The sequence below is a fragment of the Paraburkholderia sp. UYCP14C genome (genome assembly GCF_004197395.1).
Lineage (GTDB): Bacteria > Pseudomonadota > Gammaproteobacteria > Burkholderiales > Burkholderiaceae > Paraburkholderia.
The window spans coordinates 198319-218616 of sequence record NZ_SELS01000001.1; the positions used below are offsets into that span (position 1 = coordinate 198319).

General features: G+C 64.7%; 20 protein-coding genes. 11 read left to right on the forward strand and 9 right to left on the reverse strand.

What is annotated here, in order from left to right; translation table 11 throughout:
* Positions 1-73: 73 nt before the first annotated feature.
* Both EVC45_RS00900 and EVC45_RS00905 read right to left on the reverse strand, forming a co-directional pair.
* Positions 74-685: a hypothetical protein gene (locus EVC45_RS00900; protein WP_168991379.1), complete on the reverse strand. Its 612-nt coding sequence runs from the start codon at positions 683-685 to the stop codon at positions 74-76.
* 7 nt (positions 686-692) lie between these two features.
* The gene (locus EVC45_RS00905; protein ID WP_168991375.1) at positions 693-1712 is read right to left on the reverse strand and encodes an AraC family transcriptional regulator; all 1020 of its coding nucleotides are present in this window, start codon (positions 1710-1712) and stop codon (positions 693-695) included.
* 224 nt (positions 1713-1936) lie between these two features.
* Here EVC45_RS00905 and EVC45_RS00910 point away from each other — a divergent pair, with 224 nt between their 5' ends.
* A complete protein-coding gene (locus tag EVC45_RS00910; RefSeq protein ID WP_129956320.1) occupies positions 1937-4204 on the forward strand; it encodes a glycoside hydrolase family 3 protein in 2268 nt (755 codons plus the stop codon).
* A gap of 105 nt (positions 4205-4309) precedes the next feature.
* Here the strand turns inward: EVC45_RS00910 and EVC45_RS00915 are convergent, their stop codons facing one another.
* Both EVC45_RS00915 and EVC45_RS00920 read right to left on the reverse strand, forming a co-directional pair.
* Entirely contained in the window at positions 4310-4714 is a 405-nt protein-coding gene (locus tag EVC45_RS00915) for a DUF3224 domain-containing protein (RefSeq protein WP_129956163.1), read from the reverse strand.
* Positions 4715-4776: 62 nt separating this feature from the next.
* Positions 4777-5727, reverse strand: a complete 951-nt coding sequence (locus EVC45_RS00920) for a LysR family transcriptional regulator (RefSeq protein ID WP_129956164.1) — start codon at positions 5725-5727, stop codon at positions 4777-4779.
* An 82-nt stretch (positions 5728-5809) separates the two neighbouring features.
* On the opposite strand from EVC45_RS00920, the gene EVC45_RS00925 reads away from it, so the two are divergent.
* The gene (locus EVC45_RS00925) at positions 5810-6529 is read left to right on the forward strand and encodes an SDR family oxidoreductase (protein ID WP_129956165.1); all 720 of its coding nucleotides are present in this window, start codon (positions 5810-5812) and stop codon (positions 6527-6529) included.
* Positions 6530-6552: 23 nt separating this feature from the next.
* On the opposite strand, the gene EVC45_RS00930 is transcribed toward EVC45_RS00925, so the two are convergent.
* From EVC45_RS00930 to EVC45_RS00940, 3 genes are all read right to left on the reverse strand, one after another.
* Positions 6553-7962: a DHA2 family efflux MFS transporter permease subunit gene (locus tag EVC45_RS00930; protein WP_129956166.1), complete on the reverse strand. Its 1410-nt coding sequence runs from the start codon at positions 7960-7962 to the stop codon at positions 6553-6555.
* Between the two features lie 55 nt (positions 7963-8017).
* Positions 8018-9280, reverse strand: coding sequence for a multidrug effflux MFS transporter (locus EVC45_RS00935; RefSeq protein WP_129956167.1), 1263 nt, complete (start codon positions 9278-9280; stop codon positions 8018-8020).
* Between the two features lie 187 nt (positions 9281-9467).
* On the reverse strand, positions 9468-9797 hold the full coding sequence (locus tag EVC45_RS00940; protein ID WP_248294995.1) for a hypothetical protein: 330 nt from the start codon (positions 9795-9797) through the stop codon (positions 9468-9470).
* A gap of 83 nt (positions 9798-9880) precedes the next feature.
* On the opposite strand from EVC45_RS00940, the gene EVC45_RS00945 reads away from it, so the two are divergent.
* Entirely contained in the window at positions 9881-10765 is an 885-nt protein-coding gene (locus EVC45_RS00945; RefSeq protein ID WP_129956168.1) for a LysR family transcriptional regulator, read from the forward strand.
* A gap of 9 nt (positions 10766-10774) precedes the next feature.
* On the opposite strand, the gene EVC45_RS00950 is transcribed toward EVC45_RS00945, so the two are convergent.
* Positions 10775-11419 carry a glutathione binding-like protein gene (locus tag EVC45_RS00950; RefSeq protein WP_129956169.1) on the reverse strand — a complete coding sequence of 215 codons (645 nt, stop codon included), beginning with the start codon at positions 11417-11419 and terminating at the stop codon, positions 10775-10777.
* A gap of 74 nt (positions 11420-11493) precedes the next feature.
* Between EVC45_RS00950 and EVC45_RS00955 the strand changes: the two genes are divergently transcribed.
* Positions 11494-12183, forward strand: a complete 690-nt coding sequence (locus tag EVC45_RS00955) for a TetR/AcrR family transcriptional regulator (RefSeq protein WP_129956170.1) — start codon at positions 11494-11496, stop codon at positions 12181-12183.
* A 21-nt stretch (positions 12184-12204) separates the two neighbouring features.
* Here EVC45_RS00955 and EVC45_RS00960 read toward each other — a convergent pair whose 3' ends face one another.
* On the reverse strand, positions 12205-13188 hold the full coding sequence (locus EVC45_RS00960; RefSeq protein WP_129956171.1) for an aldo/keto reductase: 984 nt from the start codon (positions 13186-13188) through the stop codon (positions 12205-12207).
* Between the two features lie 164 nt (positions 13189-13352).
* Between EVC45_RS00960 and EVC45_RS00965 the strand changes: the two genes are divergently transcribed.
* The 7 genes from EVC45_RS00965 to EVC45_RS47555 all read left to right on the forward strand — a co-directional run bounded on the left by EVC45_RS00965 (position 13353) and on the right by EVC45_RS47555 (position 20272).
* The gene (locus tag EVC45_RS00965; protein WP_129956172.1) at positions 13353-14345 is read left to right on the forward strand and encodes a LysR family transcriptional regulator; all 993 of its coding nucleotides are present in this window, start codon (positions 13353-13355) and stop codon (positions 14343-14345) included.
* 119 nt (positions 14346-14464) lie between these two features.
* Positions 14465-15064 (forward strand): cytochrome b, encoded by a 600-nt coding sequence (locus EVC45_RS00970; RefSeq protein WP_129956173.1) that lies wholly within the window; start codon positions 14465-14467, stop codon positions 15062-15064.
* An 81-nt stretch (positions 15065-15145) separates the two neighbouring features.
* Entirely contained in the window at positions 15146-16597 is a 1452-nt protein-coding gene (locus tag EVC45_RS00975) for a glycosyltransferase (protein WP_129956174.1), read from the forward strand.
* A 4-nt stretch (positions 16598-16601) separates the two neighbouring features.
* Positions 16602-17525, forward strand: coding sequence for a LysR family transcriptional regulator (locus EVC45_RS00980; RefSeq protein WP_129956175.1), 924 nt, complete (start codon positions 16602-16604; stop codon positions 17523-17525).
* A 141-nt stretch (positions 17526-17666) separates the two neighbouring features.
* Positions 17667-18392: an alpha/beta fold hydrolase gene (locus tag EVC45_RS00985; protein ID WP_129956176.1), complete on the forward strand. Its 726-nt coding sequence runs from the start codon at positions 17667-17669 to the stop codon at positions 18390-18392.
* Between the two features lie 265 nt (positions 18393-18657).
* The gene (locus EVC45_RS00990) at positions 18658-19917 is read left to right on the forward strand and encodes an aromatic ring-hydroxylating dioxygenase subunit alpha (RefSeq protein ID WP_129956177.1); all 1260 of its coding nucleotides are present in this window, start codon (positions 18658-18660) and stop codon (positions 19915-19917) included.
* Between the two features lie 229 nt (positions 19918-20146).
* Positions 20147-20272 (forward strand): hypothetical protein, encoded by a 126-nt coding sequence (locus EVC45_RS47555; protein ID WP_306770726.1) that lies wholly within the window; start codon positions 20147-20149, stop codon positions 20270-20272.
* Positions 20273-20298 lie beyond the last annotated feature (26 nt).

Here is a 20298-nt window from a genome sequence, read left to right on the forward strand (position 1 = left end):
GTAGTGGCCGGCACGTTGTTGCCAATGATGGAATGTGGCAATGCGAGTGGGCCAGATTGAACATCTGGGCGATTTACCGCGACCGCTCGGAATACCGGTCCACCTGCCGCCTTCGCACCACCATCAACAAACACACGCCACCGGACGCCACGATATTCACCGCCGGATAAAACGCCACGGCCACACTCCATTTCGGCAGCGCAAGAATCGCGAGCGCGTATTTGAGAACACATAGCGCAAAGTACAAAAGACTCTCGCTCCACGGATCACGGACCGTCTTGCGAATCGTCGGCGCAAGGCCGACGAGTTCGATCAGCGTCACAAGACAGATCGACAGAGCCGGATCGTTGGTGAGTATCCAGAGCGGAATAGCCGACAAGGCAGCGGCAAGGCAAAGCCAATCAAAAGTGGTCCGCTGCCGTTCACCCCGAAAGACGCTCGCCACGAGAACGAAGAAGCAGGTGGCCGCGATCGCCGCGGTACACCACGCCGAAGGACCCGCGCCGGCGACGAACTGTCCGGCGGCCGCAATCGCCGTGACGACCGACCAGATCAACCACGTGAACAGATGAGGACGTACGGTGCCGCGCCAGATCGCAAGTCCATAAGGCAGAAACGCGACTAGCGAGACGATCGACCCCATCACGCCGAACAGTCGAGTCATGTTCTGATCGATGCTCAGCATAGGAAGATCACACCCGGCACTGCCCCCGATACCGCGCCGGCGGCGCCCCACACGCACGCGTAAAAAACCGCGTAAACGCGGTCGTCGATGCAAAGCCGACCCGTTCGCTGATCTCGCTGATCGACATCGGCGTATGCGCGAGCAGCGTGCGCGCTTCGTCGATACGCGTTTGCGTCAGCACCGCGCTGAAGGTTTTGCGCTCCGCCGCGAGCTTGCGTTGCAAGGTCCAGCGCGTCAGCGACAGCCGCTCGCAGACGATCGTCTGCAGGCTCTTCGGCTCGATCGCATCCCCGTGCTCGCGCAGCACGTCGCGCAGACATCGCTCGACCGTCGGAGAAAAGCGACCCTGCTCGCGAATCCGTTGCAGGATGCCATGCGCGGCATGCAGGTGAATCTTCGAAAGCGGCGCGTTGTAGACCTCGAACGCGCGATCCAGCGCCGACGATTCCAACACCATCCGATTGCACGCCTGACCGAGTTGAACGCGCACGCCCAACGGTCCACCCAGCGCCGCGATCGCGCCGGTCCGCGCATCCGTGATGCCCGCGTCGCGCACGCGCAGTCGTGCGTCGTAGAGCTTCGCCACACTCGCAATCAGCGCGAAATTGCCGAGCGCGCTCGATGCGTTGCGCCCTTCGCCTTCCGTCACGTATTCGAATGCGACTTCATCGTCATGCTCGTGCATCACGAGCCAGTCGACATTGCCGATCAGGTCGCGATACGTGACGTAATTGCGCAACGCGTCGCGCAGCGTCGGACTGTTGCAGAGCACGCCGGCCAACTCCGGAAAATACAACAGACCATCGAGCAGGTCGCCCTCGGGCGCTCCGCGCATCAGACAGCTTTCCGCAAGCTGGAGCATCGCGACGTGTTTGTCGCCGGGAACTCGCGCATCCGCCGTGGCGATGTCGGCCTCGTCGATGCCGATATCGTGAGCCACTTTCGTGCGATCCAGACCCTCTCGCTCCGCCGCGTCGAGCAATCCTCGATAGATGCGCGCTGATACGGACTTCTGACGCAAATCCACTGTGCCTCCTCCGGTCGAAACCTGTCTGCGGGTTTTCCTGACTCTTCGTCGGTCAAGTGCTGCACCCATCGGTCAAGCGCGTTTCGGGCGCATCCCTAGAATTTCTTACGCCGCATTTCCGTGAGCGCTAAGCGTAACAGGACGCGCCGCGTGCCGGTAGCGCGTCGATACGACGTTATGCAATGCAAATCACATTACCGACAACGACGAGACGGAGCGAGATGATGAGAAGGAAGTTGACGATACCCTTTGCCGCAAGCGCGATCGCCTGCGGTGTCGCGGTAGTACTCGCCGCTTGCGGCAATGGCAATGGCGTCAGCGATCCGCCGTTGCCGGCCGATCCCGACGCGCGCGCCGATGCGCGTGCCGCCGCGCTCGTCCAGCAGCTGACGACCGCCGAAAAGATCCAGCTCGTGCACGGCGTGGGCATCCCCAATGCGGGACTCGGCGGTCCGTATCCGGCCGGCGTCAACGGAGCCGGCTACATTCCCGGCGTCGCGCGGCTCGGCATTCCGGGTCTCGCCATGGCGGACTCGGCCGGCGGCGTCAATGTGGCCAACTCGAACGCGACGGCGCTGCCCGCGCCGGTGGCGCTTGCGGCAAGCTGGGACCCGACGCTCGCGAACGAATACGGCGCGCGTATCGCGACAGAGCTGCGCGTGCTCGGCTATGGCGAAGGTCTCGGCGGCGGCGTCAATCTGACGCGCGAGCCGCGCAACGGCCGCACCTTCGAGTACATGGGCGAAGACCCGGTGCTGACCGGCACGCTGAGCGCCGCGCGCACGATCGGCACGCAGGCGCAGAACGTCATCGCGACGATCAAGCACTACGCGATGAACGATCAGGAAACGAACCGCATGACCAGCAACTCGGTCGTCGACGAACGCACGATGCGCGAGACCGAACTGCTCGCGTTCGAAATCGGCGTCACGCAGGGCACGCCCGGCAACGTGATGTGTTCGTACAACATGGTGAACGGCGTGTATGCGTGCGAGAACCCGTATCTGCTGACCACCGTGCTGAAGAACGAGTGGGGCTTCAAGGGCGTGGTGCAGTCGGATTGGACCGCCACGCATAGCACGGTGGCCTCGGCGATGGCCGGCCTCGACGAAGAAGAGCCCGGCGATCTCGGCGGCGGACCGTCGATTCCGGGCTTCACGCTGACGTCGTATTTCAACACCGCGCTGACGAGCGCGGTCAACGCCGGCAGCGTGCCGATGTCGCGACTCAACGACATGGTTCAGCGCAAGCTTCGCACGATGATCCGCTATGGCGTGTTCGATTCGCCGCCCACCACCGGCGGCACGGTCGATCAAACCGCGGGCAATGCGCTCGCATTGCAGGTCGCGCAGCAATCGTCGGTGCTGCTGAAGAACGCGGTGGCAAGCGGCGATTCGCAACCGGTGCTGCCGTTGAACGCGGCGGGGCTGTCGTCGATCGTGGTGATCGGCGGTCACGCGGATGTGGGCGTGCTGTCGGGCGGCGGCTCGGGCGCCGTGCCGGCGGCCGCGGGCAACGCGGTGTCCGGATGCGTGTCGCCGTCGCCGCTCCTGAGCACCTGCGCGACGTGGTACAAGTCGGCGCCGCTCGCCGCGATCCAGGCGAAGGCGCCGAATGCGAGCGTGACGTTCGTCGACGGCACCAACGCGACAGCCGCGGCGAGTGCCGCCGCGAAGGCGGACGTGGCGATCGTGTTCGCGACGCAATGGGAAAGCGAGGGCGCGGATCTGCCGAGCCTGAGCCTGCCGAGCAATGCGACCGACAGCTATAACCAGACCTACGATCAGAACGCGCTGATCACCGCGGTCGCGGCGCAAGCCAAGCGCGTGATCGTCGTGCTCGAAAACGGCAGTCCGGTTCTGATGCCGTGGCTCGGCAACGTGCACGGCGTGCTCGAAGCGTGGTATCCGGGCGTGCAGGGCGGCGAGGCGATTGCCGATCTGCTGTTCGGCGCGGTGAACCCGTCCGGCAAATTGCCGATCACGTTCCCGATGCAGGACGCGGATCTTCCGCAGCCGACGATCTCCGCCACCGATACCACCGTCACTTACGGCGAAGGGCTCTTCATGGGTTATCGCTGGTATGACGGCAAGCAGATCGCGCCGCTGTTTCCGTTCGGTTATGGGCTGTCCTATACGAGCTACAGCTACTCGGGTCTGAACGCGCAAGTGGATGCGAGCGGCAACGTGACCGTCAGCTTTACCGTCAAGAATACGGGCGCGCGCGCCGGCGCGGAGATCGCCGAAGTATATGCCGCGTTGCCGAGCGGTCTGGGCGAACCGCCGAAGCGTCTGGTCGGCTGGCAAAAGGTCGCGCTGCAGGCGGGGCAGTCGCAGCAGGTCAGCGTATCGATTGCGCCGAAGCTGCTGTCTACATGGGACGCGACCAACCACGTGTGGAAGCTCAACGGCGGCGTCTATCAGATGATCGCGGGGGCTTCTTCGCGCGATCCGAATGCGTTGACGGCATCGGTGACGATCGCGGGGCATTGAGCGCTGAGGTGTTGGACTGGATAGCCTGGCAGCGGGGTACGGGGTCTTGCTCCGTATCCTGCTTGCCCGGCTAGCTCGTGTCGAGGGCGCCCGATGTTCGGCGTGTCAATCGCCGGGCAGACGATAAGCGAACTCGTACGAATGCGCACCGTCGACGATGTCGATTCTGAACTCGCCTTCAATGCCGCTCAGTTCGCCCGTGCCCGAATCCGGCACGACCGTCACCTTCAGCGACGCGGCGCCGCGATTCATCACGCCGATATGCTGCAGCACGAACGTACCGTGCTTGCCCGCAAGCGTGCCCGTGACCTGTTCGATCGCCACATAGCCGGCCGAGCCTTTGACGTCCGTCATCGCACTCAGCATTTGCCCCTGGGTGGTCGCGGCGAGATCGCCGGAGATCTGCTTGTCGATCGACATGCGGCCGAGCTTCGATTCGGCGTCCGCGTTTTCGAACGGCATCGGTTGAAGGGAGACGATGAAGGTGCCTTTTGCGACGTGCTGAGTCATCGGGATTTCCTCCTGGCATGAACTGGAGACGCGACGTTTCCGAACCGTAGCACACGTCGCTGTCAGGACGCTGCACGCGCGGTGCCGTCGCTCGTGCCGAACGCATCCGCGAACTCGCGCTTCAACCACGCGAGTGCCGGGTCCTGATCGTGCGCCGCGGCCCACATCAGCGAAACCTCGTAGCCCGGCACCTCGAACGGCAACGGACTGAGCGCGAGACCGAGCGTATCGCGCCACACGCGGCCGATGAACTCCGGCACCGTCGCGATCGCCGCCGTGCGTTGCACGATGAACGGACTGGTCGCGAAGTTCGAGCTTGAAAACACGACCTCGCGTTTCAGTCCCTGCAGCTCGAGTCGTTCATCGATGAAGCCGCGCAGCTCCGCACTGAACGAAGTCAGCACATGGCGATGGCGCAAAAATTCGTCCATCGACAGACTCTTGCGGCGCGTCCTGACGAGCCGCGGGTTGTAGACGCTCACGAAGCGCCATGAAAACAGCGGCATGCGGCGCTGCCACGGCACGCACTCGCGGAAGACGCCGACCGCGAGTTCGATCGCGCCATCGTCGAGCATCGCGGCGGCGCGTGTCGAATCGGTGGAGCGCGCGATCAGCTTCACGCCGGGCGCCGTGTCGGCGAGGCGCGCCATGATCTCCGGCATCAACAGCAGTTCGAGCGAATCGCTGAGGCCGATGCGGAACACTCGCTGCGCGCGTGCCGGATCGAAGACGGACGGCTGCGTGAGCGCCTGATGCAGCGATTGCAGGAACGGTTCGATCTGCCGCGCGAGTTCGAGCGCGCGCGGCGTGGGCGTCATGCCTTGCGGCGTGCGCACGAACAGCTCGTCGCCGAAGGTTTCGCGCAAGCGTTTCAGCGCGCCGCTGACGGCCGGTTGCCCAAGGAACATCCGCTGTGCGGCACGTGTGACGCTGCGCTCTTCCAGCAGCGCGCGGAAGGTCAGCAGCAGGTTCAGGTCGAAGCGCCGAAAATCATTTTCAATGATGTTGGCCATGACATTAAACGATTTGAGTGATGGGCACGCAACGCGCATTCTACTGCCACGGGGTCTTCCGTTCACTCTCAGGAGCAATCACATGGATTGGCAAAATCAGAAGGTCGTGGTGCTGGGTGGCTCGTCGGGTGTCGGACTTGCGACGGTGGCGCGGCTCGCGGCGGCCGGCGCGAGCGTTGTGGCGGTGGGGCGCGACCGCGCCAAGCTGGACGATGCGCTGAGCGGCATCGACGGACGCGTGACCGGCGAAGCGCTCGATTGCACCGATCGCGCGGCGCTCGAACGCTTCTTCGGTAGCGTCGGCCAGGTCGATCATCTGGTGCTGACGCTGTCGGGCGGCGAAGGTGCGGGGCCGTTTGCCCAACTCGATCTGGCGGCGCTGCGGCGCGGTTTCGAGGCCAAGTTCTGGCCGCAGCTCGAAGCGGCGCAGACCGCGCTGCCGACGCTGCGTCGCGACGGCAGCGTGACGTTTCTGACCGCGATCTCGGCGCGCATCGCGAATCCGGGCACGGCGGGTCTGGGCGCGATCAATGGCGCGCTCGAAAGCATGATCGGCACGCTGGCGCGCGAGCTGGCGCCGTTGCGCGTGAACGCGGTGTCCCCGGGTGTGATCGATACGCCCTGGTGGGACCGATTTCCCGCAAGCGTGAAGAGCGAGCTGTTTCGTCAGCAAAGCGAAACGTTACCGGTGCGGCGTGTCGGCCATGCCGACGATGTCGCGCACGCGCTGCAGTTTCTGCTGGAGAACACGTTTATGACGGGGGCGGTGATCGAGTGCGATGGAGGTTTGCGGCTACTGTGAAGCGTAGGCGCAGTAATGCGTAGTCAGGCGTTCTTCGCGCTCTGAACCCGAAGCGGCAGAAACATCGCCGCCGCGAAGCACAGCAAATGCAGCGCGGCCAGCAGCGCGAACGTCGGCAAAAACCGGCTCGGCTGTGCACCCGAGGCACCGTGCAACGTCGACGCGATCACCATCGAAAGCAGCGTCGTCGCGAACGGACCGCCCACTCTCTGCGCGATGTTCAACGCCGTATTCGCGACCGCGAGCCTCTGTCTCGCGATCGACGAATACGCGGCCGAGATCGACGGCACGCTGATCGTCCCCTGACCGACGCCAGCGAAGAACAGACTGACAGCGGCCCATCCGGCGGAGAACGAAGCGACGCTCATCCACAGAAACACGAGCGTGCTCAGAAACGCCAGCAAGGCGCCGCCCGCCGCGAGCGCGCGGCAGCCGAGCCGCTCGGTCAACCAGCCGAGCAGCGCAAACGAGCACATCATGCCGACGCCGGTGGCCGCGAGCAGGCCGCCGGCGTGCGCAGCCGACAAGCCGCAGCCCGCGATCAGAAACAGCGGCACGGCAAGCTGGCGTCCATACATGATGCCGTTCGCGAAGAACTGCGCGAGTGCCGCGACCGAGAAGGTACGCGTCGCAAACATGCGCACGTCGATCAGCGCGGCATCGCCTTTGCGCCTCGCGTGCAGCACGAACCAGGCGAGAAACACGACGCCCGCGAGCAGACACGCGAGACCGACCGCACGCGATGCGTCCTGAAGTCCATAGACCAGCGCGACGAGCCCAGGGGAGATCAACGCAAAGCCGGTGAAATCGAACGGTCGCTTCTGCGACGCGGCGGCATCGCGCGGCAGCAGCAACACCGCCATCGCGACGCCGAAAACACCCACCGGAACATTGATGAAGAACAGCCAGGGCCAACTCGTGTGCGCGAGGACGAGCCCTGCCAGCACCGGGCCGAGAATCGGCCCGAGCAGGATCGGCAGCGCGGTATAGCCCATCACGCGCTCGAGATTCTTGCCGGCCACGCGTCCGATCATCATCTGCGCCATCGGCACGAGCACACCGGCAACGAGGCCCTGGAAGATGCGCGCGCCGATCAGCCCGCCGATCGTCTGCGCGGCGCCACACAGCATCGACGCTATCGTGAACGTGGAAAAGCAGAACAGGTACAGGCGCTTCGCGCCGATGCGGTCGACCAGCCAGCCGTTGAGCGGCAACATCAACGCCATCGCGAGCAGGTAGCCGCTGACGATCCACTGCGCGGTGGCGATCGACGCATCGAGCGTATGGCCGATCGTCGACAGCGACACGTTGACGAGCGTCGAGTCCATCTGCGACATGAACGAGCCGATCGACACGACCGCCGCGACCTTCCACACGGTCGGATCGATTCGCGTGGACGCGGATGCTGAGTCGCGCTCGCGCACGCGGTTCATCGATCCGCGCGTGTACAGACGATGGTCTGGCGCCCGGTGAAGCCCATGTACCGGCTCACGCGGCGTTGCCGCTCGCGGTCGCAGCGGTCGCCGGCTGTACCTGCTCGAGATGGCGCAGCAGCTTCGTCACCATCAAGACGACGACGAACGCGAGGACCACGAAGAACAGCGCGAGCGGCGTGAGCACCTGCACCGACACGAAGCCGGCCAACCCCATCATCGCCGACGACACCAGCAACAGCGCGCAGCCGAGAATCGCGCTCGTCAGACCCGCGATGTGCGGGAACAGCGAATTGCCCTTCGCCATCAGCGTCGGATACATCGCGCCGGCGCAGAAGCCCATCACCAGCACGGGCGTCGCGAGTGTCCACACGCGCAGGCCGACCGTCAACGCAAGCAGCAGCATCGCAAGCGACGCGGCCGCCATCAGCCGCGAGCCGATACGCAGCCGCTTCTCGGCGCTCGGCAGACCCGGACCGTGCAGGCGATTCGACAGACCGCCGAGGAAGTACATCATGCCGATGCCGAGCGCGAGGTAGCCGAAGAAAGTCGGCGGCTCGTGCAGCGTGGTCTGCACCATGAACGGCCCGACGATGTTGAACACGAGCAGGATGCTGTAGCACAGGCCCTGCGCGAGGAAGCAGCTCTGGAACACGGGGCTCGCGAGCACTTTGCGCGCGTTCGCGATCAGCGTGCGCGGTTCGAGATGCACGGGCTTCGGCAAGGTCTCGCGATAGCGCCACAGCAGCGCCCACATCACCAGCGAATAGATCAGCAGGAACACGAGGCACGCGCGCCAGCCGAACGCCGTCTGCAGATGCGCGCCGATCACCGGCGCGACGATCGGCGCGAGCCCCCACGCGATCGACATGTACGTGAACGCATGCAGCAACGCCTGGCCCGCGAACGAATCGGTGATGATCGCTTTCGCAAGCAGGTTCGTGCTCGCGATGCCGAAGCCCTGCAGTGCGCGGGCGAGGATGAACGTCTCCAGATTCGGCGCCGCGAGCGACAGCAGGCAGCCGACCGTGTAGACGGTCAGACCGAACGCGAGCACGCGCTTGCGGCCGTACGCGTCGGCGATCGGACCGAAGATCAGCTGGCCGAGCGCGTAGGCGGCCATATAGCCGGTGACGCTGGTCTGGATCGCTTGCGGCGAGGTGCCGAAGTAGCGCGCCATCGCGGGCAGCGCAGGCACGTAGATGTCGATGGCGAGCTGTCCGGCGGACGCGAACAGGCAGATCAGGAACAGCAGGAAGCGTGGCGAGTTCGGGGCGGAGTCGGCGGAAGCGGGGTGGTCGGCGGTGGCGTGGCTCATGGGTGCATCGAAAGGGAATACTGGCGGCGCGGGCATCGGCGCGTTCGGATGTCGAACGGAAAAGCCGCGGGATGCACCGGCATTATCGCCGGGTATTGTGCCCGTGGTATGGCAGGAAGTGGGATTTTCCCTGACGGGGGTGTGGGATGGCGCGGTCGGCGGGCACGCTAACCCGCCGCCATCGGCCTTATTTCGCGCAGTCCTCGATCGCCTGCAGCAACGCGCCCTGGTCCGCCGGGTCCTGGAAGAACGCGACGAGGCTTGCATGTTCGTCGTTTGCGATGCGGCCGGAGCAGTCCTTGCCCTTAAGCGGGGGGCGAGAGGCCGTCCAGATCATCGCCATCACGGCGAAGGCCAGCACGACGCCTGTAAAGACGAGCCCGAGCAGTAACGACCTGGCGTTGTCCGACATAGCGTCCAGCCGATGCGAAGCCTCCCGCGACTCGCAGCTTCCCGTTGAAGATGAGTTCATGCCGATGGCCCCGATAGTCCGCGTTGAAAAAACCAGCGCCACCATCTTCCATCTGCACGTAAGATTGGAAAAGTTGAGTTTACTGACCACCTGATTCAGCTTTTCTGACCGATGCCATTCCCATTCCGATGAGAGAGATCAGTCTCGACCGCCTGCGCACCCTCGTCGTCGTCGCCGACCTCGGCTCTTTTGCCGAGGCCGCTCGCGTTCTGCATCTCGCACCGCCCACGGTCAGTCTGCATATCGCGGATCTCGAAAGCCGTGTCGGCGCGCCGCTGCTGTCGCGCAAACGCGGTGAGGTGCGGGCCTCGGCGATCGGCGAGACGCTGGTGGCTTATGCGCGTCAGTTGCTGGCCAACGCCGAGCAGGCGTTGGAAGACGTGCGGCGACAGGTGGAGGGGCTCGGCGGACGGGTTCGGCTCGGCGCTTCCACCGCGGCCATCGCGAATCTGCTGCCGCGAGCGTTGGAACGATTGGCCGAGGAGCATCCCGGCATCGATGTGCAAATCGCCGTACTGACTTCGCAGGAAACGCTGACGCGACTCGCGGACGAGTCGCTAGACGTGGGCATCGTGGCGTTGCCGCAAGCGCCGATACGCGGGCTATCGATCGAGAAATGGCGCCGCGATCAGGTGGTCGCATTCATGCCGGCCGGGTGGAAGTGTCCGGCGCGCATCACGCCGCAATGGATCGCCGCGAAGCCGCTGATCCTGAACGACGCCACCACGCGGCTTTCCCGTTTGACGACGGAGTGGTTCAGCGCGGCGGGGCAGCACCCCACGCCGCGCATCCAGCTCAACTACTCGGATGCGATCAAGAGCCTCGTGGCAGCGGGATACGGCGCCGCGCTGCTGCCGCAGGAAGCCAGCCGCTCAACGGCCGACGCGCGCATCGTCACGCGTGCGCTGCGCCCGGCGTTGTGGCGGCAGTTGGGGCTGGCCTTTCGCGCGGGGACGGTGGAGCGTCCGAGTCAGTATGTGCTCGAGGTGTTGCGGAGTTTGCGGTTGAGCTAGCGAGCCATCTTACGTCGCCGCCGCTTTTCGCCTCTCCTGCTCGTCACGATAGAGCACGAACTCCTCCGCCAATGCTTTTGCAACCGAAGCCCTACGGGTGATTCGTTCGTAGTACTTCTGCACGGATGGCCATTGCTCGAGCTCGACGCCCCCATAGCGCGCCCAGTTCAGCACGGTAACCAGATAAGCATCCGCGACGGAAAACCGCTCTAGCAAAAACTCGCGTCCATGCAAATGCCGCTCCAGCAGATCCAGCCGCAACGCCACCTTCTTGCGCGTATAGCTATGAACGTCGGCGGGCGCCTGCTCATCTAGCAGCGGCACGAACACCGCCTTATGCAACTCGGTGCTGATGAACCCTAGCCACTCCTGCAATTTCGCCCGTTCCGCCGTGCCGGGCTGCGGCGCGAGCGCGGCTGCCGGAAAGGCGTCGGCGACATAAGGCAGGATCGCGGTGTTTTCCCGCAGCAGCCAACCGTCGTTGGTGCGAAGCACGGGCACCTGGCCCAGCGGATTGATCGGATAGAAATCGGAGCCGTCGCGCAGCCGCTTCGATTTCGTGTCGACTTCGATAAAGCGCGCGTCGGCGCCGGCCTCGTAGAGCGAAATGCGCGTGGCGAGCGAACAGGCGAGCGGCGAAAAATAGAGCTCCATGCTGATGTCTCCAATCGTCGGTGAAGGTGTTTTTGTACTATAGTGAACAAAAATCGACGACGCCAGAGAATTTCATGCATACCGGTACAAAAAGTGAAAAACGCCCGCGCGGACGGCCGCGCAACTACGATTCGCATCAGGCGTTGAACGATGCGCGCGACGCGTTCTGGCATGGCGGCTACTCGGGCACGTCGCTCGATACGTTGAGCGACGCAACCGGCATGAACCGGCCGAGCCTGTACGGCGCCTTCGGCGACAAGCACGCGCTGTATCTCGACACGCTGGACCGTTACATCGCGCTGGGCCGCGACGCGATGCAAGCCGCGCTGCATGGCGATCGGCCGCTCGCCGATGCATTGCTGGCCGTGTACGACGGCGCGCTCGCACTTTACTTTCCGCCGGGCGAGGTGGCGCGCGGGTGCTTTCTGATCGGCACGGCGGCGGTGGAATCGAGAGCGGATGCGCAGGTGCGCGACAAACTCGCGCGGGGCCTCGCCACGTTCGATGCCGAGTTCGAGCGACGGCTCGAACGTGCGCAGGCACAAGGGGAACTCGATGCGGCCGCGAGTCCCGCGCTGCTCGCCAAAGTCGCATCGGCGATTCTGCATACTCTCGCGCTGCGCTCGCGCGCGGGTGACTCGCGCGAGTCGCTGCGCGCAACGGCGCAGGCTGGTGTCGCGCTGATCTGCGGCACGCCGGGCGAAACGCCGGACAAACCATCGAGCAAAGCGCCCGGCAAAGCGCGGCGCAAGCCCAAAAGCTGAAACGCCGCGACCACGCACCGCTTAGCGGTTAACGAACTTCTGAAGTTGCGCCGGATAGCGCTCGCCCGCCACCTTGACCTGCTCGAGCGCCGCTTCGATGTCGGCGAGATCCGCCGGGGTCAGCACGACGCTGGCGGCGCCGACGTTCTCGTCGAGGCGCGCCAGCTTCGTCGTGCCCGGAATCGGCACGATCCACGGCTTTTGCGCGAGCAGCCACGCGAGTGCGATCTGCGCGCGCGTCGTGCCTTTGCCGTCCGCGATCCGGCCGAGCACGTCGACGAGCGCGGCGTTCGCCTTGCGATTCTCTTCCGAGAAGCGCGGCACGATATTGCGGAAATCGCTCTTGTCGAAGGTCGTGCGTTCGTCGATTGCGCCGGTCAGAAAGCCCTTGCCGAGCGGGCTGAACGGCACGAAGCCGATACCGAGTTCTTCGAGCGTCGGCAGCACGCTTGCTTCGGGCTCACGCCACCACAACGAGTACTCGCTTTGCAACGCCGCGACCGGCTGCACCGCGTGCGCGCGTCGGATCGACTCCACGCTCGCTTCCGACAGGCCGAAGTGCCCGACCTTGCCCGCGGCGATCAGATCTTTCACCGCGCCCGCGACATCCTCGATCGGCACGTTCGGATCGACGCGATGCTGATAGAGCAGATCGATGCGATCGGTTTTCAGACGCTTGAGCGAGGCCTCGACGACGGCGCGAATGTTTTCAGGGCGGCTGTCGAGCGGCTTTTTCGAATCGCCGTCCTGAAAGCCGAACTTGGTCGCGATCACCACCTGATCGCGAAACGGGGCGAGCGCCTCGCCGACCAGTTCCTCGTTGACGAACGGACCATAGACTTCGGCGGTATCGAAGAACGTGACGCCGCGCTCGAAGGCCGTGCGGATCAGTTCGATGCCGGCCGCTTTTTCCGTGGCGGGGCCGTAGCCGAAGCTCAGGCCCATGCAGCCGAGGCCGAGCGCGGAGACTTCGAGGCCGCTTTTGCCGAGTTGACGTGTTTGCATACGATGCTCCAGTTGACGCGCGGGACCCCGGCCGCGGCCGGCACCACGACACGTGGGATGCGGGACGAGCCATGCAGTTCGTGGCACTGGAAGCGAGTTTAGGTTGCTGTGCCTGACTCAACAATATCTCTATACTTGCATGAGGTATTGAATCGAATTCACAAATGCCAAATTCCCGGCTACCCCGTGCAGGCCTCGCCGAACTGACCGCCTTCATCACGATCGCCGAGCAGCGCAGCTTCAGCGCCGCCGCGCGCGTGCTCGGGCTGTCGCCGTCGGCGTTGAGTCACGCGATGCGCAACATGGAGTCGCGCCTCGACGTGCGGCTCTTCAATCGCACCACGCGCTCGGTCGCGTTGACGGAGGCCGGCGAGCAATTGCTACGGCGTGTGCGCCCGGCGCTCGCCGACCTCGACGACGCGGTCGTGGAAGTCACGGCCGCGCGCAACCGGCCGTCGGGCACGATCCGCATCAGCGCTTCGGAGGCATCCGCGAAACAGCTCGTGCAGCACGTGCTGCCGGATTTCTTCGCGCGCTATCCGGAGATCCACGTCGAGTTCGTGGTCGATTCGAGGCTCGTCGATATCGTCGCCGAAGGGCTCGATGCGGGCATTCGCGTGCTCGAGGACGTGCCGCGCGACATGATCGCGATCCGCTTCGGGCGCGACATGCGTCTGGTGGCGGTCGCGTCGCCCGACTATCTAGCGCGTCATCCCGCGCCCACGGCGCCGCACGATCTGCTGCAGCACCGTTGCATTCGCTTTCGCTTTGAAAGCGGCACGCTGTATCGCTGGGACCTCACGCACCGCGGCAAGAGCGCGAGCATCGACGTCGATGGGCCGATGACGCTCGGCAATCTGAACCTGATGGTCGAAGCGGCGTTGGCCGGCATCGGCATTGCCTGGGTGCCGTTCGACCATGTAACCGAGCATGTCGCGAGCGGCCGGCTCGCGCCGTTGCTGCCCGAGTGGAGCCCGACGTTCGCGGGCTTGTGCCTGTACTACCCGGCCAACCGTCACCCGCCGACCGCGCTGCGGCTGTTCGCCGATGCGGTGCGCGCGTGGGGCGAGCGCCAGTTGAGCGATGAACGAGGCAAGGACGCGCGGCGTTCCGTGAAACGCAGCGGCGCCGGAAATCAGAAGCCCGCAACAAACTGAAACATGCACGTTAAGCGCTTTGCGGAATAAAGCGGCACACTTGGGAGTTAGCCTGATACCGGTAGCGCCGAGTTTCAAACAGCTTTCGCGGCATTCATGCCGTAGCGAACGGAATCCCCATGAACACCCAAACGAACCCCCTGACCGATTCGACCGAAGCAATTCGCCCGCCACGCTACACGCGCACCGCAATGACGCTGCACTGGCTGATCGCGTTGCTGATGATCGTCAACGTCGGGCTCGGTCTGTCTGCGGATTCGCTGCCCGACGACTGGGTGCGTCCGGTGATCGATACGCATAAATCGATCGGCATCACGGTGCTGGGGCTCGCGCTGCTGCGCATCCTGTGGCGCGCGTCGCACCAGCCGCCGCCGTTGCCGCGCGAGTTTCCGTCGTGGGAAAAGATTGCCGCGCATCTCGCGCATTTCGCGCTGTATCTGCTGATGATCGCGTTGCCGCTGTCCGGCTGGCTGCACGATTCCGCGTGGAAAGACGCGGCCACGCATCCGATGCAGTGGTTCGGCCTGTTCCGGTGGCCGCGCATCGGCTATGTGATGCACCTCGATCCGACACTGAAAGAGACGTTGCACGATCGCTTCGGCGCGCTGCATACGTGGCTCGGCTATGCGCTTTATGCGTTGCTGGCGATGCATATCGGCGGCGCGCTCAAGCACGAGTGGCTCGATCGCAAATCGGTGTTGAAGCGCATGACGCCGTGAAGGCGCGGCGCGCATTATCGATCGAGCACGAACGCAGCCTCACCGACCAACCGCAACCATCCTCAACCTGAAACATTCGCCTTGAAGAAGACCCTCGAACAGGCACTCGCTGTCGCATCGCCACGCATCCTGCCGCGTCGCGCGACGCTATCGAGCACGCTGATCCATTCCAGCGTCGTCGTGCTGTGGGCGCTGCTGTTCGCGCGCGCATTCTTTCTGCGTGGCGCGCTCGCGTGGTCGACCGGTATCGCGTATGTCGTCTATGACACGTTGCTGCTCGCGTTCGTCACGTGGAAATCGTTGCCGCTGACGCGCCGCGCGGCGCCGCTCGAAGCCGACTACGAACGGCGCGAGCTGCCGGACATGGGCGTCATCGTCGCGTCGCATAACGAGGCGGCCGTGCTGCCGGTCACGCTCGCCGCGCTGCTGCGGCAAACGCACGGTCCGGCGCAGATCGTGATCGCCGACGACGGCTCCACCGACGCCACCGCCGAGTTGCTCACGCAACGCTTCGGCCTCGTGCCCGCCGCCGAAGGCGTGCTGAGCGCGCCGAGCTCGCTCTATCCGAATCTGTTCTGGCTGCGCGTGCCGCACGGCGGCAAGGCGCGCGCGCTGAACGCCGCGATCACCGTGATGACGACCGACACCGTAATGACCGTCGACGCCGACACCCTGCTCGACGATGACGCCACCTACGCGATGCGCGCCGCATTCGCGAGCGAGCCGAAGCTGGTCGCGGCAGCGGGCATCCTCGTGCCGGTTTGCGGCAAGTCGCTGTCGGGCCGCGTGTTCCAGTGGTTCCAGACCTACGAGTACATGCGCAACTTCATCGCGCGTTTCGCATGGATGCGCGCGGACAGCCTGCTGCTGATCTCGGGCGCGTTCGCGTCGTTCCGGCGCGATGCGCTGGTCGCGGTCGGCGGCTTCGATCCGCAGTGTCTGGTCGAGGACTACGAGCTGATCCACCGGCTGCGCCGCTATTCGGTCGATCACAGGCTCGGCTGGGACGTGCGCGTGGTCGGCGAAGCGCATGCACGCACCGACGCGCCCGACAACCTCGCGAGCTTTCTGCGCCAGCGCCGCCGCTGGTTCGCGGGCTTCCTGCAGACGCAGTACTGGAACCGCGACATGACCGGCAATCCGCGCTACGGCACGCTTGGCCTGCTGATGCTGCCGGTCAAGGCGGTCGATACGATGCAGCCGATCTACGGCCTCACCGCGTTCGCCTTGCTGCTCGGCTTTCTGTTCGGCGGACACGGCGCGATCGTGGTGTCGATCTTCAGCGTGATCGGCCTGAAAACGGCGATCGATCTGGCGTTCTACCTGTGGAGCATCCATCTGTACCGGCGCTGGACCGGCGAGCGCAGCGGCAACAGCCTCGGCATGGCGATGCTCGCGGCGGTTGCCGAGCCGTTCTCGTTCCAGCTCGCGCGTCACCTGGGCGCGGCGCTCGGCTGGCTGCACTTCTTGCGCGGCGGCCGTGCATGGGGCGTGCAACGGCGCTCCGGGCTCGTCGCGGGCGATGAGGGCTGACGGCATGAAGCCACTGGATCTGACGCGTTTCGATCTGAACCTTCTGGTCGTACTCGAGGCGCTTTGGGCCGAAAGGCACGTCGGCCGCGCGGCCGAACGATTGCATTTGTCCCAGTCCGCAACCAGCCATGCTTTGTCGAGGTTGCGCGCGGCGTTTTCCGATCAGCTGTTCATTCGTCATCCACGCGGGATCGAGCCGACGCCGCTGGCCATCGAGTTGATGCCGCGAGTGGCGGCGGCGCTCGAGTCGGTCAGGCTGGTTGCCACTCCACGTGGCAAGTTCGATCCAGCTCGTTTGCAAGCGACGCTCTCGGTGGCGGCCACGGATCACGCCATATTGACCGTCGTCGCCCCGGTTCTGGCCAGGATCCAGGCTGCTGCGCCGGGTGCCGTGCTGAAGCTCAGGCCGGCCGATATCGAGTCCGCGCTGCGCATGCTGGATACCGGCGATCTCGACATCGTGCTGGGGTCCGGCTCTTTTGCCCAGATCCCGCAGCGTTTCGATTGCCAGCTCGTCCATCAGGAGCGGTTCGTCGGCATTGCGCGCAACGGGCATCCAGCGCTGGTCAAGCGAGGCAGGAAGCTGTACATGGAACTGGATGACTTCGCCCGGCTGCCCCACATTCTGGTCTCGCCGCGCGGCGATCCGCGGGGCGCTGTCGACGATGCGCTGGAGGCGCTCGGCCGTACCCGCAAGGTGAGCGCCACCTGCCCCAGCTTTCTGGCTGTGCCGTTCATGGTCGGCGCGTCGGAATCGATTGCCGTTATCGCCGAGCGAGTCGCACTGCGGATGCGGGATACCGCGCAGCTGAGCCTGTTCGAGCTTCCGCTGGCGTTACCCGGCTGGGAGGTGCTCGTTGTTCGAGCCCGAGGGCGCGCCAACGAACCCGCGGTTCGGTGGATTACCGACATGATGATCGCTGACTGAACGTCCGCACGGGCTTGCTGTCGTTGGAGCGACCAGGGGACCATGAATCTCGTGCATCGACATGGTGTGCAAATGTCATTGGATCGAATGCCTCGGGGCCCCTAGAGTGCGTGTGTCGTTCATTCAACCCGCGCGTATCCCATGAAAACAGACCCCACCCTGGTCATGATCCCTTGCTTCGCAGGCGCTCCGTGGCAGCTCGACCAGCTAACCCATTTGCAGCGTCACCCGATGCGTACAGTTCGTCTACCGGACGACGTGTGCGAGCTGGAAACGCTGGCCGACTTCATCGCCGGGCAGGTGAAAGACCTGGAGAGCTATGTACTGGTTGGCGATTCGTACGGCGCGGTCTCCTCGATCGCGTTTGCGACGCGGCAGCCGAAGGGCCTGAAGGGCCTGGTGCTCTCCGGCGGTTTTGCCAGGAGCCCGATCACCTCGCCGTTGCTCAAAACGCTGGCGGCGCTTGCGCCGTTCTTCCCCGGGCCTTTTTATCGACAGGTCACGCTTCGGTTCCATGCGGCGCAGTTGGCTTCGTCGTTTGACGAGGAGGGGGAGATCCCCTGGTCAGCCGGAAAGAGCCGCGCCTTCTTCATCAGGGAGACGTCGCATAAGGCCTATGTCAACCGCATGCGCTCGATCGCGAAGACGGACTATACGGCCCTGCTGAAGAAGATCGCGGTCCCCACGCTGATCCTGACTCCCGAGGAAGACAGGCTGATCGGCAAAGAAGCCGCGGGAATCCTCCTGAACGGCATCAAAGGATCGCGGGAAGTCATCATGCCGCGCACCGGACACATGTTCAGGTTTTCGCATCCTGGCGCCTACTCTCTGGAGATCGGAAAGTTTCTGGAGCGGGCTTTGCAATAAGGGCTTTGGCGCAAACGAAGGTGCTCGCCGAGATGTGAACAGAGCCTGATCAGCGGGCGAACGAGGAGGCCAATCTTTCCGTAATGTGCGCGTGGTAAAGATAGTTCTACACGCTGATGCGCGCGCTTTCGCAATGTGTGCTGCGACGCTTTGCGCAGGCCGTCGCCAGCCCCATGCGCTGGCCGCTTCAAGTAGACTGATGAAGATGCCACCTCGCGATCCGGGGCGGCAACCTTCTATCCGCTCGTGCACGGAGGCTTGACCTATGCATGCTGTTCCCCCGCTCGGACAAGAACAAGATATCGCCGACGCAACGCTTGCCGCGACGCCTGCCCAGGCGGCGTCGCAGAACCCCGCATCATCCGCTTCTTCCGCATCGCAGACCTGTTCGCACGCTCCCGGTCACGCCACTCACGACGCCCCCGTGCGCGATCTGCGCCGCGTCGCCATTCATCCGGATCATTGGTATCCACTCGCGTGGTCGCATGAAGTGAAGCGCGGCAAGACGCTCGGCGTGACCTTCGCCGGCGATCCGATCGTGCTCGCGCGCACCGAGAGCGGCAAAGTGTTCGCGTTGGAAGACCGTTGCGCGCATCGGCAGGTGCCGCTGCACCAGGGGGTGGTCGACGGCGAATCGATTCGCTGCGGCTATCACGGCTGGACCTACGACTGCGCGGGCAAGTGCATCGACGTGCCGTACCTCGGCCGCGAGCGTCTGCCGAACGGCGTGCGGTCATATCCGTGTCACGAAGTCGAGGGGCTGATCTTCGTGTTTCCGGGCGACGCCGCGCTCGCGCAGGAGCGGCCGCTGCCGGGCTTTCGCTCGGTGTCGGACCCGAAGTACAAGACGCGCCGTTTCGGTCGTCCGGTCAAGTGTCATTATTCGTTCATGCACGAGAACCTGATGGACATGAATCATCAGTTCCTGCATCGCCGCCAGATGGGTCAGATGCGTGCGCGTTCGCTCGGACGGCGGCGCGGCGAGGGCTGGGTCGAGGTCGACTACACGTTTGCGCGCATGGAGGGGCAGCAGCCGCTAGGCGAGGCGATGGTGTTCGGCGAGAGGCGCAAGACCGGGGGCTTCAACGACAAAGACGTAATGACGATCCGCACCGAATACCCGTTCCAGACCCTGCAAATCCGCAACGATGAGAAGACGCTGGTGATGGACCTGTGGATCGTGTATGTGCCGCTCGATCGCGAGCAGCGCACCAACCGAACGTTCGGCGTGCTGTCGATCCGCAAGCCCGGCATTCCGGGCGTGATGCATCTCGCATGGCCGCTGCTGGTGTGGTTCACCGAGCGCATCTTCAAGGAGGATCGCGAGATCGTCGAGGCGGAACAGCGCGCGCACGATTCGCAGGGCGCCGACTGGAATCACGAGGTGTTCCCGGTCATCAACGACCTGCGTGCGCTGCTGCGCGAGTGCGGCGCGCCGGACCAGGTGGTCGGCGCGGGCACCGGAGACACCGCCGTGATCCGCTTCTGGGATTCGCGTCAGGGAGATCCGCTCGCGAAGACCTGAGCGCGGCGCGGCGCGGGTGGTTCGACCGGCGCCGTGCGGTGCACCCTTCCCGGCGCGGCTCTCCCACTCGCCGGGAATTAATCCATCTCCCCACGGTAGACAATGCGCGGCGCGCGAGCGGCGATAATAGCGCCCGGTACTTTTATTGCGCGCGAGTTTGCGCCAATCGACATTCGGTGCGTTCGCACCCGTGTACCATTGCGCTTTTTCCGAACTTCAAGACTCGCTCGTGACCACACAACAACCCCCCACCAACTCGCGTAAATCCCTCACTCTGCTGCAACTGCTCGGCCTGATCGGCGCCGCTGGCCTGATCGCCTCGTATGCGCTGAATCTGCTGGTGCAGACGCACTGAAGCAGCGCCCGCCTCGCGCGGGCAGC